Origin of the sequence: Microbacterium sp. (assembly GCF_031180975.1) — a bacterium.
GTDB lineage: Bacteria > Actinomycetota > Actinomycetes > Actinomycetales > Microbacteriaceae > Microbacterium.
In genome coordinates, this window is the sequence record NZ_JAPSLI010000001.1 from 209,468 (window position 1) to 224,934 (window position 15,467).

The 15,467-nt window shown below is 71.2% G+C and carries 13 protein-coding genes and 1 riboswitch; of the genes, 8 read left to right on the plus strand and 5 right to left on the minus strand.

Annotated elements, in window-relative coordinates; translation table 11 throughout:
• Nucleotides 1-40 precede the first annotated feature (40 nt).
• Nucleotides 41-757 (plus strand): DUF6882 domain-containing protein, encoded by a 717-nt coding sequence (locus tag RIF65_RS01005; RefSeq protein ID WP_309064676.1) that lies wholly within the window; start codon nucleotides 41-43, stop codon nucleotides 755-757.
• A 10-nt stretch (nucleotides 758-767) separates the two neighbouring features.
• On the opposite strand, the gene RIF65_RS01010 is transcribed toward RIF65_RS01005, so the two are convergent.
• Nucleotides 768-1,655: a bifunctional methylenetetrahydrofolate dehydrogenase/methenyltetrahydrofolate cyclohydrolase gene (locus RIF65_RS01010; protein ID WP_309064675.1), complete on the minus strand. Its 888-nt coding sequence runs from the start codon at nucleotides 1,653-1,655 to the stop codon at nucleotides 768-770.
• A 97-nt stretch (nucleotides 1,656-1,752) separates the two neighbouring features.
• Complete coding sequence (gene glyA / locus RIF65_RS01015; protein WP_309064674.1) at nucleotides 1,753-3,021, minus strand: serine hydroxymethyltransferase; 1,269 nt, start codon at nucleotides 3,019-3,021, stop codon at nucleotides 1,753-1,755.
• Between the two features lie 37 nt (nucleotides 3,022-3,058).
• Nucleotides 3,059-3,141: riboswitch (ZMP/ZTP riboswitch) on the minus strand.
• 93 nt (nucleotides 3,142-3,234) lie between these two features.
• Between glyA and nagA the strand changes: the two genes are divergently transcribed.
• The 5 genes from nagA to RIF65_RS01040 all read left to right on the plus strand — a co-directional run bounded on the left by nagA (nucleotide 3,235) and on the right by RIF65_RS01040 (nucleotide 9,182).
• Entirely contained in the window at nucleotides 3,235-4,407 is a 1,173-nt protein-coding gene (gene nagA, locus RIF65_RS01020; protein WP_309064673.1) for an N-acetylglucosamine-6-phosphate deacetylase, read from the plus strand.
• A 331-nt stretch (nucleotides 4,408-4,738) separates the two neighbouring features.
• Complete coding sequence (locus RIF65_RS01025; protein ID WP_309064672.1) at nucleotides 4,739-6,952, plus strand: sigma-70 family RNA polymerase sigma factor; 2,214 nt, start codon at nucleotides 4,739-4,741, stop codon at nucleotides 6,950-6,952.
• 112 nt (nucleotides 6,953-7,064) lie between these two features.
• Nucleotides 7,065-7,436, plus strand: coding sequence for a YrdB family protein (locus RIF65_RS01030; protein ID WP_309064671.1), 372 nt, complete (start codon nucleotides 7,065-7,067; stop codon nucleotides 7,434-7,436).
• A gap of 44 nt (nucleotides 7,437-7,480) precedes the next feature.
• Entirely contained in the window at nucleotides 7,481-8,794 is a 1,314-nt protein-coding gene (locus RIF65_RS01035) for an FAD-binding oxidoreductase (RefSeq protein ID WP_309064764.1), read from the plus strand.
• Nucleotides 8,787-9,182 carry an NUDIX hydrolase gene (locus tag RIF65_RS01040; RefSeq protein WP_309064670.1) on the plus strand — a complete coding sequence of 132 codons (396 nt, stop codon included), beginning with the start codon at nucleotides 8,787-8,789 and terminating at the stop codon, nucleotides 9,180-9,182. Before RIF65_RS01035 ends, RIF65_RS01040 begins: the two co-directional genes overlap by 8 nt.
• Before the next feature lie 10 nt (nucleotides 9,183-9,192).
• Here the strand turns inward: RIF65_RS01040 and RIF65_RS01045 are convergent, their stop codons facing one another.
• The gene (locus tag RIF65_RS01045) at nucleotides 9,193-9,972 is read right to left on the minus strand and encodes a glucosamine-6-phosphate deaminase (RefSeq protein ID WP_309064669.1); all 780 of its coding nucleotides are present in this window, start codon (nucleotides 9,970-9,972) and stop codon (nucleotides 9,193-9,195) included.
• 271 nt (nucleotides 9,973-10,243) lie between these two features.
• Here RIF65_RS01045 and RIF65_RS01050 point away from each other — a divergent pair, with 271 nt between their 5' ends.
• Nucleotides 10,244-11,713 carry a L,D-transpeptidase family protein gene (locus tag RIF65_RS01050; protein WP_309064668.1) on the plus strand — a complete coding sequence of 490 codons (1,470 nt, stop codon included), beginning with the start codon at nucleotides 10,244-10,246 and terminating at the stop codon, nucleotides 11,711-11,713.
• Nucleotides 11,714-11,793: 80 nt separating this feature from the next.
• On the opposite strand, the gene RIF65_RS01055 is transcribed toward RIF65_RS01050, so the two are convergent.
• Nucleotides 11,794-14,013: an NADP-dependent isocitrate dehydrogenase gene (locus RIF65_RS01055; RefSeq protein ID WP_309064667.1), complete on the minus strand. Its 2,220-nt coding sequence runs from the start codon at nucleotides 14,011-14,013 to the stop codon at nucleotides 11,794-11,796.
• 155 nt (nucleotides 14,014-14,168) lie between these two features.
• Here RIF65_RS01055 and RIF65_RS01060 point away from each other — a divergent pair, with 155 nt between their 5' ends.
• Nucleotides 14,169-14,627, plus strand: a complete 459-nt coding sequence (locus RIF65_RS01060) for a GNAT family N-acetyltransferase (protein WP_309064666.1) — start codon at nucleotides 14,169-14,171, stop codon at nucleotides 14,625-14,627.
• A 54-nt stretch (nucleotides 14,628-14,681) separates the two neighbouring features.
• On the opposite strand, the gene RIF65_RS01065 is transcribed toward RIF65_RS01060, so the two are convergent.
• Nucleotides 14,682-15,464: a hypothetical protein gene (locus RIF65_RS01065; protein ID WP_309064665.1), complete on the minus strand. Its 783-nt coding sequence runs from the start codon at nucleotides 15,462-15,464 to the stop codon at nucleotides 14,682-14,684.
• Between the last annotated feature and the right edge of the window lie 3 nt (nucleotides 15,465-15,467).

The window sequence follows — 15,467 nt, forward strand, 5'->3', positions numbered from 1 at the left end:
AGGCTTTGCGGACGCTCCGGCGGTGGGTGACACTGGCTGCATGACCTTCGAGACGCTGCGTGCCCTCGCCGATCGCGCAGCCCTGTTCACGGCGCTGCGTCAGGATCAGCTCGCCGCGGCGACCGAAGCGCTCGGCCCGCATCGGTGGCACGTGGACCTCGCCGAGGGCCGGTTCACCTTCACCGCCGAGGACGACGACGATCGCGCACTGAGAGCGACCCCTCATCTGATCGCCTCGATCGCGCCTGGGCCGCGATCCCTGATGTGGGCCTGGGCGCTGCCGCAGGGCGATCGCACCGGGACGACCGCGCAGCTGCGCGCCTACGGTGAGCAGCACGGGGTCACCGAACTCACCTCACCGGAGGTGCCGTTCCCGGATGACACCGGCGACGACATCCAGGAGTGGATCGCGCAGCTCGCGCACGCCGTCGCCGGCGCGGCGGTCGAGATCACCGGGCTGTCGCCGTATTACTCCGCACCGGCCGGCGGGTCGCGCGCGGTGCTGCTGCTGGACGCGCCGCTCGAGCCGCTCACCGTGGCGGCGGCGGTGGCCGCGCTCCCCGGCATCCTGCCCGGTCTCCCACTCGCCGACCCGCGCGCATCGGTGTGGGATCTCGCCCGCCTCGCGGGCTGGCAGCTGGAGTGGGCGGACGACGCCTACTCGGCCGCGACGGTGCGCGACGACAGCGGCTCCGCACGGTTCCGCTTCGACGAGCGGGCCCGGATCACCAGTGTCGAGGGACACCTCAGCGGCTGACGCAGACCCGTCAGCCGATCCCGGCCGCCCGCTCTGCCGCCTCGACCACGTTCGTCATCAGCAGCGCCACGGTCATCGGCCCCACCCCGCCCGGGTTCGGCGAGATCCATCCCGCCACCGACGCCACATCGGGGTGCACGTCGCCGTGCACCTTCGACTTGCCGGTCTCCGGGTCCGTCTCACGCGTGACGCCCACATCCAGCACGGCGGCGCCCGGCTTGACATCCTCGGCGCGGATGAGGTGCTTCACGCCGGCGCCGGCGACGATCACGTCGGCCTGACGCAGGTATGGCGACATGTCCGGCGTGCCGGTGTGCACCTGGGTGACCGTCGCGTTGATGTCGCGCCGCGTCAGCAGCAGCCCCATCGGACGGCCGATGGTGACGCCGCGGCCGACGACGACGACGTGCTTGCCGTTCAGGTCGTAGCCGTTGCGCTGCAGCAGCTCGATCACGCCGCGGGGCGTGCAGGGCAGCGGTGTGTGGATCGGCGCGTTGACGTTCAGCACCAGCCGACCGAGGTTGGTCGGATGCAGTCCGTCTGCGTCCTTGGCCGGATCGATGCGCTCCAAGACGGCATCCGTGTCGATGTGCTTCGGCAGCGGGAGCTGCACGATGTAACCGTGGCAGGCGGGGTCGGCGTTCAGTTCGTCGATCAGCGCCTCGACGTCGGCCTGGGTGGCGTCGGCCGGCAGCTCGCGCTGGATCGAGTTCATGCCGATCGCCTCGGACTGACGGTGCTTCATCCCGACGTACAGCTGGGATGCCGGGTCGGCGCCGACCAGCACCGTGGCGATGCCGGGCACGACGCCCCGCGCGCGCAGCGCGGCGACCCGTTCGGCGAGCTCGCTCTTGATCGCGGCCGAAGCGGCCTTCCCGTCCAGGATCTTCGCGGTCATGGTCATTCCCTTCCGCGAGACTTCTCTTTCAGCGCGAGACATGACGCGTGGCGTGCAGTCTCGTGCTGAAAGAGAAGTCTCGGCGTGCGGATGCGGTTTACAGGCCGGGGTACAGGGGGAACGCGTCGGCGAGGGCGGTGACGCGGGCGCGCAGCGCCTCGACGTCCGCTCCGGGCTGAAGGGCGAGGGCGATGATGTCGGCGACCTCGGTGAACTCCGCGTCGCCGAAGCCGCGGGTGGCGAGCGCCGGAGTGCCGATGCGCAGACCCGAGGTGACCATCGGCGGACGCGGGTCGTTCGGCACCGCGTTGCGGTTCACCGTGATGCGGATGTCGTGCAGCAGGTCCTCGGCCTGCTTGCCGTCGATCTGGGCGTCACGCAGGTCGACGAGCACCAGGTGCACGTCGGTGCCGCCCGAGCGCACGGCGATGCCGGCATCCTTCACGTCCTGCTGCGACAGCCGCTCGGCGATGATCGCCGCACCGCGCAGCACGCGCTCCTGACGCTCCTTGAACTCCGGCGTGCCGGCGAGCTTGAACGCGGTGGCCTTCGCGGCGATCACGTGCATCAGCGGACCGCCCTGCTGACCGGGGAACACGGCGGTGTTGATCTTCTTCGCGATGTCGGCGTCGTTGGTGAGGATGAAGCCGGAACGGGGCCCGCCGATCGTCTTGTGCACGGTCGAGGAGACCACGTGCGCGTGCGGCACCGGGTTGGGGTGCAGGCCGGCGGCGACAAGACCGGCGAAGTGCGCCATGTCGACCCACAGCAGCGCGCCCACCTCGTCCGCGATCTCGCGGAACTTCGCGAAGTCGAGGCGGCGGGGATAGGCCGACCAGCCGGCGATGATCACCTTCGGCTTGTGCTCGAGGGCCAGCCGGCGCACCTCGTCCATGTCGATCATCGACGTCTCGGGGTCGACGCCGTAAGCGACGATGTCGTACAGCCGACCGGAGAAGTTGATCTTCATGCCGTGCGTGAGGTGGCCGCCCTGGTCCAGGGAGAGGCCGAGCAGCGTGTCGCCCGGGCGGGCGATCGCGTGCAGCACGGCCGCATTGGCGGTGGCGCCGGAGTGCGGCTGCACGTTCGCGAACTCCGCGCCGAACAGCTGCTTGGCGCGGGAGATCGCCAGCTCCTCGGCGACGTCGACCTCCTCGCAGCCGCCGTAGTAGCGACGGCCGGGATACCCCTCGGCGTACTTGTTCGTCAGCACCGAACCCTGCGACTCCAGTACCGACACCGGCACGAAGTTCTCGGACGCGATCATCTCGAGGAACCCGCGCTGGCGGTTCAGCTCGCGCTCGAGGACCTCGGCGATCTCCGGGTCGACCTCGGCGAGCGGGGCGTTGAAGTAGGCATCGGTCATGGCGGTCTCCTGTTCGCACAGCGGAAATGGGATGTCTCAGATCGGCCCAGGCGCGCGGTCGAATCCCGTCAGGTCGCTCCCCGGTGGTAGCCCACCCAGACGCCAGTCGCGACGCTGAAAGCATAGCGGATCGGCCTTCGCACCGACCATCGTGAGACGACGCCTGTGGCACTCTGAGAGGACCCGCACTCCGCCGACCATCGAGGAGCACCGATGAGCGCGACCACCGACGCCCGCGGTTCGCGGGTCATCCACTCCGCCCGTCTCGTCGAGGCGGACGGCCTCGTCGAAGACGCCTGGGTGCGCTTCGAGGACGGCATCGTCGCCGCGCGCGGCACGGGTTCGGACTGGACGCCCGCCGACGAGGTGGTCGACGCCGCCGCCGTCGCCGGCGAGGACGCGCTGCTCACCCCCGGCTTCATCGACATCCACGGTCACGGCGGCGCCGGCGCTGCCTTCGACGACGGAGCGGATGCCATTCGCACCGCCCGCGCCATGCATCGCGATCACGGCACCACCCGCGCGGTCGTGTCGCTGGTCACCGGCACCATCGACGCGCTCGCCCGCAGCGTCGCCGACATCGCCGAGCTGATGCGCACCGATCACGACGTCCTGGGCAGTCACCTCGAGGGGCCGTTCCTCGACCCCGGTCACCACGGCGCGCACGAGCCCACCCTGCTGCGGCATCCGGTCGCGGCCGACGTCGCCCGGCTGCTGGAGGCGGGCGACGGCACGATCCGGCAGGTCACCATCGCCCCCGAGCTGCCCGGCGGCATCGAGGCGGTGCGAATGATCGTCGACGCCGGGGCCGCCGCCGCCGTCGGTCACACCGATGCGGATGCCGCGGTCGCGCGCGCCGCGTTCGAGGCGGGTGCGTCCATCCTGACGCACGCCTTCAACGCCATGAACGGCATCCACCACCGCGCGCCGGGCCCCGTGCTCACCGCCGCCGCCGACCACCGCGTCGTGCTGGAGGCCATCGCCGACAACATCCACCTCGACCCTCGGGTGATCAAGCTGCTGTTCGACATCGCGCCGAGGCGCGTAGCGCTCATCACCGACGCCATGGCGGCCGCCGGAAGCGCGGACGGGCATTACGACCTGGGCGCGGTGAAGGTGACCGTGAAGGACGGCGTGGCCCGGGCCGACGACACCGGCTCGATCGCGGGTTCGACACTGACGCAGGATGTCGCACTGCGACGCGCCGTCGAGGCCGGAGTGGACCTGGTCGAGGCGGTCGGCGCGCTCACCGCCACCCCGGCGGAAGCGATCGGGTTCCAGCGCTCGCTGGGGCGGCTGCAGCCCGGGTTCATCGCGGATGCCGTCGTGCTGGACGCTGCGCTCGACGTCCGCGGCGTGTGGGTCGGCACGGCTCCGACCCGCTGAGAACCAGGGGACCGGGCCGCCGCGCTCCCCAGCGCGGCGGCCCCTCACTGCAGCGTCCCCAGACTTGGGGAGCCGGCGGGCCCCGGCACTCCTCCCCCGAGGCGCCGGAGCCCGCCCGAACCGATTGCGATCCGGCCCGACGCGACCGCCCCCCGGTGGCGCATCAGGACCGCTCCATGGGATGAGACGACGGCGCACCCGATTCATTACGCGGAATCGGCAGAAAGTTTTCGCCCAGCCGTGGGACCGCTCCCGCGAGTTGTCCACAACACTGGCCACAGACGCCGATTTGGGTTGAGAATGGACGAGGCGCGTAACGGATCGAGCGTTCATGCGTCTCACCCCCAGGGGACACACCCCAGCGCGGACGGGACGGCGCCGAAGAGAGCGAAGGTTTACCGTGCACCACGAGAGCACCGGAGAATCGGCATGCGCAGACGCCGATCTCGTTCTCCGCACCCGTTCCGGGGACGGTGAGGCCTTCAGCGAACTGTGGCGCCGCCACTACGCGTCCGGAATGGCTGTGGCCCGCTCGATCACGTCATCGATCGACCCCGATGACCTGGTACAGGAGGCGTACACCCGGATCTACCAGGCGATCCTCAAGGGCGGCGGTCCGAACGGCTCCTTCCGTGCGTACCTGTTCACCAGCATCCGCAACACGGCCGCGGCGTGGGGCCGCAGCCGGCGCGAGACCGCGCTCGACGACCTGGACGCGGTCGCCGACCCGGACAGCACGGATGCCGCTGCCGAGGAGGCGCTGGATCGCGGGCTCACCGCACAGGCCTTCCGCAGCCTGCCGTCGCGCTGGCAGGAGGTGCTCTGGTACTCCGAGATCGAGGGCATGAAGCCCGCCGAGATCGCACCGCTGCTGGGCATGAAGGCGGGTGCCGTTTCCCAGTTGGCGTTCCGTGCCAGGGAGGGCCTGCGCGAAGCCTGGATCCAGGCTCATCTGCGCAGCGCCGCCCCCGACTCCGAGTGCCACTGGAGCATCGAGCACCTCGGCGCCTACGCACGGGGCAACCTCGGAACACGCGATCTGAAGCGTCTGGAGCAGCACCTCGACGAGTGCGCGCGCTGCCTGATCGTCGCCGCCGAGGCGAAGGACGTCTCGAACCGGCTCGCCCTCGTACTGCTTCCCCTCGTCCTCGGTGTCACGGGCGCCAGCGGATACCTGGCCACCCTGCAGGGCGGCGGCACCCCCGTGGTCGCTCTCGCCGCGATGCCGTCGACCGTCATGGACGGCGCCGTGGTGGTCAACGGCGCCATCGGCACGACGGGCTCGATCGGGGTGCTCACCGGCGCTGCGACCGGGACGGGCGGAGCGACCGGATCGTCGAGCGGCGGATCATCCGGCGGCGGCGTGAGCGGCATCGGCGCGCTCGTCGGCGCGGGCACGGCGGCGCTGGTCGTCGCCGGCGCCGTGGCGGCGGCCGCCGTGCTGCCCGGCATGCTGCACACGGCGCCCGCCACCTCCCAGCCGAGCGCGGCCGAGTCCGATGCCTCGTCGATCGCCACCGAGGTGGCCCCCGACGCGTCGATGTTGCGGGAGCAGCCGATCACGATCGACGTCGGCGAGGAGGCGCCGGCACCACCGGATGCCGCGGAGCCGCCCGCCGCGCCGAAGCCGGTGCCCCTCCCCGAGGAGGCGGTGGTCGTGCCGCCCGCGCCCGTCCAAATCGAACCACCCGCCGACTCCGTCGACGCGGACGAGCCGGTCGCACCCGAGGAGCCGGGCGAGTCCGAGGAGCCCGTCGAGCCCGAAGATCCTGCAGACCCGGAGGATCCCCCTGCCGATCCGGAGGAGCCGGGCGGGTCCGAGGAGCCCGTCGAACCCGAAGAGCCCGTCGAGCCCGAGGAGCCGCAGGAGCCGGTCGACCCCGAGGAGCCGGCCGTGCTGCCGGAGGGGCGCCCCGCGATCGCGGACACCGAGAGCTCGTGCGTCGTCGACGCCGGGCACCCGCTCGGGATCGTGCGCCTCACGCTGACGATGTCCGGGGCTCCGGGCGCGACGGTGCGCGGCACCATCGACGGAGTGCTCACCGGCGGCGCCTCGGATTCGACGACGCTCGGCGGCGACGGCACCGGAACGCTCGAGCTGACCGCCGCCCTCGACGAGGTCGCCTTCAACTCCTGGGTCGAGTTCGTGTACGTGGCCGGCGACGAGGTGTCCGAGGCGCTGCGCGTGCGGCTGAACTCGCTCACCAAGGGTTGGCTGTGCCGCGAGGTCGCCGTGGACCCGGTCCCGGTGGACGACACCCTGCCCGTCGACGAGTCGCTCGTCACCGCCCCGGTCAGCCAAGCGGCCAAGACCGAGCCTGCCACCGCCGACGCCGTCTCCTCCCCGACCTCGGACGGCGCACCCGCCCCCGTCGCGCCGCAGACGGCACCCGCACCCGAAGAAACGACCGCCGCGGAACCGTCGTCAGAGCCGGCGCCGGCTCCCGCCGGGAACGACCCGGCAGAGGAGGCGACACCGCCCGAGATCGTCACGACGGTCGACGAGCTCGCCGGCGCCCTCCCGGACCCGCTGCCGACCGGCTGAACCACCGGGCGGCGCGGCTGAGCCACCTGACCCAGCGCCCGGCGCGGCCGGCCCCGCGCGCGGCCCGGCCGGCCCGGCGGGCTGCCCACCGGCGCCCGAATAGACTGGGAGCATGCCCAAGGAAGCCGCCGCCGAACCGGGCGTGACCCGTCCCGCCCTCACCCCGCTCGAGATCGTCCGTGCTCTCGTGCTGGTCGTCGCCCTCGCGTCGCTCGCTCTGTGGGGCTTCACCGCGTGGCCGCTGCCCTGGAACATCGTCGCCGGGATCGGCGCGCCGGTGGTGGTGCTGCTGGTCTGGGCGCTGTTCCTCTCGCCGCGGCCCGTCCTGCACCTGCATCCCTTCCTGCGCGCCGCGGTCGAACTCCTCATCTACCTCGGCGTGACCGTCGCCTGGTGGTCGATGGATCTGGCCTGGGCCGGCATCGCGTACGCGGTCGTCGCGATCACCACCGGTGTCGTCTCCGGCCGGCGGACACTGTCGTGAGCGTCGTCGATCTGCTGCAGCAGGAACTCGGCCACATCGTCGACATGTCCGACGAAGCGCTCGAGCAGGCGCGAGCCGATCGCAGCGGGCACCGCTCGCCGGGCCGGCCGCTCGCCGTCGTGCACGCCAACACCGTGGCGGACGTGCAGGCCACCATGCGCATCGCCAGCAGCACCGCCACCCCGGTGGTGGTCCGCGGCGCCGGCACCGGCCTCGCCGGAGCGGCCAACGCCGGCCCTGGCGAGATCGTCCTCTCCACGGCCCGCATGACGCGCATCCTCGAAGTACGCCCGGAGGACCTGATCGCGGTCGTCGAGCCCGGCATCCTCAACGCCGACATGAACGCCCAGCTCGCCGACCACGGCGTGTGGTGGGCGCCAGACCCGGCGAGCCGCGCCATCTCGACGGTCGGCGGCAACATCGCCACCGGCGCGGGCGGTCTGCTCTGTGCGAAGTACGGCGTCGTCCGCGACGCGGTGCTCGGCGTGGACATCGTGCTGGCCGACGGCCGGCTCATGAAGCTCGGGCACCGCACGGTCAAGGGCGTGACCGGACTCGACCTGACGTCGCTGGTGATCGGTTCCGAGGGTCGACTCGGCGTGATCGTCGGAGCGACGCTGAAGCTCCGCCCGGCCGTCGAGGGCACGCCGTGCACGATCGCCGCCGACTTCGCGACGGTGCGCGACGCCGCGGCCGCGTCGTCCGCGGTGACCGCCTCGGGGGTGCAGCCGGCGATCATGGAGCTCATGGACGCCCCGTCGCTTGCGGCGGTCCACGCCCTGCTGAAACTGTCGGCACCGGCATCCGGCACCGCCCAGCTGACCATCCAGACCGACGGCCCCGCCGCCCGCGACGAGGCCGAGCGCATCGCCCAGGTGCTGCGAGACACCGGCGGCGCCGTCGTGCTCAGCGAGGACCCCGCCGAGGGCGACCGGCTGCTGCATCTGCGCCGCTCCATGCACGCCGCGCTGGCATCGCTGGGGACGACGCTCATCGAGGACGTGGCCGTGCCGCGCAGTGCGATGGCGACGATGTTCGACGAGATCGCCCGCATCGAGCGCGACTACGGCGTGAGCATCCCGACGGTCGCGCACGCCGGCGACGGCAACCTGCACCCGAACTTCATCTTCGAGGGCGAGGTGGTGCCCGATCAGGTGTGGTCGGCGGCCGACGACCTGTTCCGTTCGGCCGTGCGACTCGGCGGCACGCTCACCGGTGAGCACGGCATCGGCGTGCTGAAGAGCCGGTGGCTGGCCGAGGAGCTGGGCGAGGACCAGTGGGAGCTGCAGCGCCGGATCGTGCAGGTGTTCGACCCGCAGGGCATCCTGAACCCCGGCAAGGTGTTCGCCGGTGCCTGACATCCACGTCAGCGCCGCCGTCGTGGTGGACGGGGAGGGGCGCGCCCTGGTCGTACGCAAGCAGGGCACCACCCGCTTCATGCAGCCGGGCGGCAAGCCGGAACCCGGCGAGAGCCCGGCGCAGACGCTGGTGCGCGAACTCGAGGAGGAGCTCGCCCTGCGGGTCTCCGAGTCGGACCTGGAACCGCTCGGCACATTCGTGTCCGCGGCGGCGAACGAGGCCGATCACCGGGTGATTGCGACCGCGTTCGCGCTGCGCGCGGAGCCTCAGGACGTCACGGTGCAGGCGGAGCTCGCAGAACTGCGCTGGCTGGCACCCGGCGACTGGGATGCCGTGCCGCTCGCGCCGCTGAGCGAGGAGCACCTGCTGCCGATCGCGTGGGGCTGAGCGGCGGGGGCTAGATCCCCTGCCAGGCGGGCTTGTTCGCGAACGTGTACCGGTAGTAGTCGGCGAGTTCCAGTCGCGACGCGGCCGCCTCGTCGACCACCACGGTGACGTGCGGGTGCAGCTGGATGGCGGATGCCGGGAGCATCGAGCTCAGGGGACCTTCGACGGCGCCGGCGACCGCCTGCGCCTTCCCCTCGCCGAAGGCGAGCAGCACCAGGTGCCGGGCCCGCAGGATCGTGCCGAGGCCCTGCGTGATGCAGTGCCGGGGCACCTCGTCGAGCGACGCGAAGAAGCGGGCGTTGTCGCGCCGGGTCTGCTCGGTGAGGGTCTTCACCCGGGTGGTCGACGCGAAGGACGAGCCCGGCTCGTTGAAGCCGATGTGCCCCGTGGTGCCGATGCCGAGGAGCTGCAGATCCACCCCGCCGGCGCCGAGGATCGCCTGCTCGTAGTCGTCGCCGGCGCGCTCGATGGTCTCCTCGGCGCCGTTCGGCACCTGGATCAGCGCCGGGTCCAGCCCGAGCGGTTCGACGACCTCCCGCGTGATCACCGACCGGTAGCTCTCCGGGTGCGCGGGGTCCAGGCCGACGTACTCGTCGAGCGCGAAGCCGCGCACGTGCGACACGTCGCGGCCGGCCAGCCGCTCGCGCAGCGCCTGGTAGACCGGGGTCGGCGTGGAACCGGTGGCGAGCCCCAGCACCGGGTCCGGCTTGGATTCGATCAGCCGGACCATCTCGTCCGCCACCAGTGCACCCGCTGCGTCCTTGTTCTCAACGATGACGACTTCGGCCATGAGCGGGCGAGCTCCTTCTCTGAGCGGCTGCACTGAGCGACTTCTGACAGCGGGCGGATGCCATGCGCCGGCGCGCACGCCCCCCGGTGCCGTCCGGACCGGGGGCACCGGTTCGATTCTGTCAGCAACCCGCGCCCACCATCGGGCCAGAGGCGGGTTACCGAAACGTTACGGTGTTCCCGGCGTTCCCAGGGCGGAACGCGGGCTGGCGCGACGTCCGATCCCGTACCATGAATTGACATCGTCACGTTGATCATTGGGGGGTGAGTCCGTGACCGATCTGATCTCCGGACCGGGCACCGACCAGAACACCACGCGTGTTCTGCCAGTCACGGGTTCCGTCGACCCCACGCCACCGGGCGATCAGCCCCTCGAGTGGGCTCCCATCGAGCCCGCGCCGAAGAAGCGCCGCGTCGGCCTGTGGGTGGGCCTCGCGGCGGGCGCGCTGCTGCTCGCCGCGGCCGGTGCGTCGACGATCCTGATCGCTCCCGGCACCACCATCGCCGGAGTGCCGGTCGGCTGGATGACGCCGGCGATGGCGGCCGAGGCCGTCAGTGCCCGTCTCGCAGCCACGGAGGTCGAGTTGACCGGCGCCGGCGACGGCACGGTGATCACCGGCGCCGACCTGGGCGCGAGCGTCGAGGCGACGGAACTCGCCGAGAAGGCGTTCGCCGACCGCCCGATGTGGAACCTCGGCACCTGGATGGGCGACCCGATCGCCGCGCCGGTCGCGCTGGACCCCGAGGCTGCGGAGCGCACGCTGAAGTCCGCCGTGCCGGGCAGCTACATCGACCCGGTCGACGCGAGTGTCGTCTTCGACGCCGCTGGCGGCAGCTACACGGTCACCCCCGCCGAGCCCGGCTCGGGCATCTCCGTCGATGAGCTCGCCACGGCGTTCACCGCCGCGAGCGAGAAGGGTGACACGTCGTTCGCGTTCTCCGCGGATGCCGCGCCCGTCGAGGCCGACATCACGACCGAGGAGGCCACCGCCACAGTCGACCAGCTCAACGGCATGCTCTCCACGATGGGCTTCTACGTCGGCGAGGAGCGCACGGTACCGGTGGCGCCCGCCGTCGCCGCGAGCTGGCTGACCGTCGAGCCCGTCGACGGTGAACTGAAGTTCTCCGCCGACCCGACCGCGATCCAGGCGGTCGTGGACACGCTGCCGCAACTGGTCAACCGCGAGGTCGTGAACGCCACGACCATCGTCGATTCCGCCGGCACCGTGCTCAAGGCGCTCACCGAGGGCAAGGACGGACGCGTCCTCGGAGACACGTCGGATGTCGCGTCCGAGTTCGCCGAGAAGCTGGGCGGGGGCGAGGCCGCGTTCCAGCTGCCGGTCACGTCCACCCCGTTCGAGACCACCGCCCTGTTCCGCCGGATCGAGGTCGACCTCAGCGAGCAGCGCACGTACCTCTACGAGAACGAGAAGCTCGTGAAGTCGTGGGCGATCTCGTCGGGCAAGTTCGGCTCGGACACCGACCAGGGCCGCTTCAAGATCTACGCCCAGCTGCGCTCGCAGAACATGGGCCGCCCCGACACCACGAAGGCGCCGTTCTACTACACGCCGAACGTCCCGTACGTGTCGTACTACAACGGCGACGAAGCCCTGCACGGCGCGTACTGGCACAGCAACTGGGGCACGCGCATGAGCCACGGCTGCGTCAACATGCCGGTCGACGCGGCGAAGTACGTGTTCGACTGGGCCACCAAGGGCACCGAGGTCTGGGTCCACAGCTGAGTCGCGCCGACGCGCGTCACCTGCACCGGGACAGCGAAGAGGGCGGATGCCGTACGGCATCCGCCCTCTTCCGTCTCAGATCAGGCGAGTGCGTCGACCAGGGCGTTCAGCGTGGCGGACGGGCGCATCACGGCCTCGACCTTGGCGGCGTCCGGCCGGTAGTAGCCGCCGATGTCGGCCGGCGAGCCCTGCACGGCGTTGAGCTCGTCGACGATCTGCTGCTCCTTGGCCGCGAGCTGCTCGGCGACGGGCGCGAACGCTGCGGCGAGGTCGGTGTCCTTGGTCTGCTGTGCCAGCTCCTGCGCCCAGTACAGCGCCAGGTAGAAGTGGCTGCCGCGGTTGTCGATCGTGCCGAGGGCGCGACCGGGCGAGCGGTCCTCCTCCAGGAAGGTGCCGGTCGCGGCATCCAGCGTCTCGGCGAGCACCCGCGCCTTCTCGTTGCCGGTGCGGTCGGCGAAGTGCTCGAGCGACGCGGCGAGCGCGAAGAACTCGCCCAGCGAATCCCAGCGCAGGTAGTTCTCGCCGACCAGCTGCTGCACGTGCTTGGGTGCTGAACCGCCCGCGCCGGTCTCGAACAGCCCGCCACCGGCGAGCAACGGAACGATCGAGAGCATCTTGGCCGACGTGCCGACCTCGAGGATCGGGAACAGGTCGGTCAGGTAGTCGCGGAGCACGTTGCCGGTGACCGAGATGGTGTCCAGGCCGTGGCGCATGCGCGCCAGCGTGTAGCGGGTGGCCTCCTCGGGCGCCAGGATCGTCAGCGTCAGGCCCTGCGTGTCGAGCAGGGCGAGGCCCTGGTGCACCTTGGCGATGATCTGCGCGTCGTGCGAGCGGTTGGCGTCGAGCCAGAACACCGCGGGCGCGCCCGTGGCGCGGGCACGGTTCACGGCCAGCTTGACCCAATCCATGACCGCGATGTGCTTGGTCTGCGTGGCGCGCCAGATGTCGCCCTTGGCAACGGTGTGCTCGATGAGCACGGTGCCCTCGCTGTCGAGGATCTGCACCACGCCGTCGGCGGCGATCTCGAACGTCTTGTCGTGGCTGCCGTACTCCTCGGCGGCCTGTGCCATCAGACCGACGTTGGGGACGGTGCCGATGGTGGCCGGGTCGAGCGGTCCGTTGGCGATCACGTCGTCGATGACCGCCTGGTAGACGGCGGCGTAGGAGGAGTCCGGGATCACCGCTATCGTGTCGTCCTCTCCCCCGTCGGCACCCCACAGCTTGCCGCCGTTGCGGATCAGTGCGGGCATCGATGCGTCCACGATCACGTCGCTGGGCACGTGCAGGTTGGTGATCCCCTTGTCGGAGTTCACGTACGACAGGCGCGGACCCTCCTGCATCGCCTGGTCGAACGCGGCGGCGATCTCGTCGCCGCCGGCGACGTCGGCCAGGCCGGTGAGGATCGATCCGAGCCCATCGTTGGGGCTCAGGCCCGCCTCGGCGAGCCGGTCGCCGTACTGCGCGAACACGTCCTTGAAGAACGCCTTCACTACGTGGCCGAAGATGATCGGGTCGCTGACCTTCATCATCGTCGCCTTGAGGTGCACCGAGTACAGCACGTCGTCGGCCTTGGCGGCCTCCAGCGTCTCGCCGAGGAAGGCGTTGAGGTGCTGAGCCGACAGGAAGGTCGCGTCGATGATCTCGCGCGGAAGGACCTTGAGCCCCTCCTTGAGCACCGTGACGGTGCCGTCGGTGGCGGTATGACGGATGGTGAGCACGTCGTCGTGCGCGGCGACCCAGGACTTCTCGTTCGACTTGAAGTCGTCGTGCCCCATGGTGGCGACGCGGGTCTTCGAGCCCTGCGGGAACGGCTTGTTGCGATGCGGGTGCTTCTTCGCGTAGTTCTTCACCGCGAGTGGTGCACGGCGGTCACTGTTGCCCTCGCGCAGCACGGGATTCACGGCCGAGCCCTTGATGCGGTCGTAGCGGGCGCGGAGGTCCTTCTCCTCGACCGACTCCGGCTCGTCCGGGTAGTCCGGGATGTCGTAGCCCTTCTCCTGCAGCTCGGCGATCGCGGCCTTCAGCTGCGGGATCGACGCTGAGATGTTCGGGAGCTTGATGATGTTCGCCTCGGGCAGGGTCGCCAGGCCGCCGAGCTCGGCGAGCGCATCGCCGACCTGCTGCTCGGGGGTCAGCCGCTGCGGGAACGCGGCGAGGATGCGGCCGGCCAGGGAGATGTCCCGCGTCTCCACCTCGACGCCCGCCTGCCCGGTGTAGGCCTTGATGATCGGCAGGAAAGAGGCGGTGGCCAGAGCCGGTGCCTCGTCCGTGTAGGTGTAGATGATGGCGTCGTCGGTCACCGGTACTCCGTTCGCGAGGGCTGTTATCTCGATACCAAGATACCCGGTCGCCTCGACGCGCCCTCGACCCTCTTTTCCGCGGTCAGGCACGCTCGGTCGTCGAGATGATCGGACTCGTTCCGCCACGGACCGCGTCGAGGGGATAGCCTGTGTGCATGTCGGAACTGCGCGTTGTCGAACTGTCCGCCGCGACCATCGTCGCCGTCAACAACCTGTCGCTGAAGCCCGGACAGGAGCAGTTCCTCGCTCCGGTGTCGTACGGGATCGCCGCCACGGTGATGAACCCGCAGACCTCGTGGCAGCGCGTCGTGGTCGACGGCGACGAGGTCGTCGGGTTCGTCAGTGCCAGCTTCGACCCCGACGCTCCGGACGAGCAGTTCCGCAGCGTCCTCTGGCGGATCAACGTCGACGCCGACGACCAGGGTCGCGGTGTCGGCCGGTTCGCCGTGGAGGCCCTGATCGACGAGGCGCGGCGGCGCGGCGTCGATCACGTGAACGTGATCTATGAAGCCGGTGAGGGCGGTCCCGAGGCGTTCTTCCGCCGCGTGGGGTTCGAGCCGGTCGGCGAGACCGAGTACGGCGAGGTCGTCGCCGAGATCCGCGTCACGGACTAGACCGGCGGCGGGGTCTCGGATCCCCTCCCCCACCGAGGCTCCGTCGTCGCTTCGTCAGTCGCCCCGGCGGCGCGCGTTCCACGCGCCGATCACTCCGCCGGTGCGGCTGATCACCTCGGTCGAGCGCACCACGATCGTGCGCGCGGCGTCGCGCAGCATCACCGGCAGGTCCGGCGGGAGCGCGTCTCCGCGCGCGGTGCGCTCGGCCGCGTCGAACGCGCGCTCGAGCTCCTCGACGGCGTCGCGGTACGCGGCGAAGTCGGCGGGGGTGGGCCGCCCCTGGCCGCCGGGACGCAGGTCGCGCGCGCGTTGCAACGCGGAGAGGAAGGATGCCGTGGCCGGCTGCCGCCCGTCGCTCATCGCCGGGAACGCCAGGATCTTCGCCGGATCCGTCTCGTACTCCATCCAGCGCGCGAGCACCGCGTCGTGCCGTCCGCGCACGCGTTCGAGCGGCGTCTCCCCGTGCCCCGTGAGAGCGCGCCGCTCCGCGACCAGCCTCGCGCGGCACGCGCGCACGCGGGCGTGGGCCGCTTTCGCCGCCAGTTGCGCGTCGCGCAGCGCCCGCCGTGCGGCGGCCACGTGTCCGGCATCCGTTCGCGAGGCCGCGTGGTCGGCAACCACTCGAGCCAGCTCCGCACGCGCGAAGCGGACCGCGTCCGCCGCGGCCCTGGCATCCGCCTGCGCCTGCCGCAGCTCCAGACGGGCCGCGTCGTAGCCGAGACGGCGGCCGCTCACGGCATCCCTCCGACGCCGCAGGCCGAACCCGATCGCCCCCGCACCACCGGCGGCGGGGGCGATCCACCAGAGCTCCGTCGCGACGGCGAGGATCGGGTCCACACC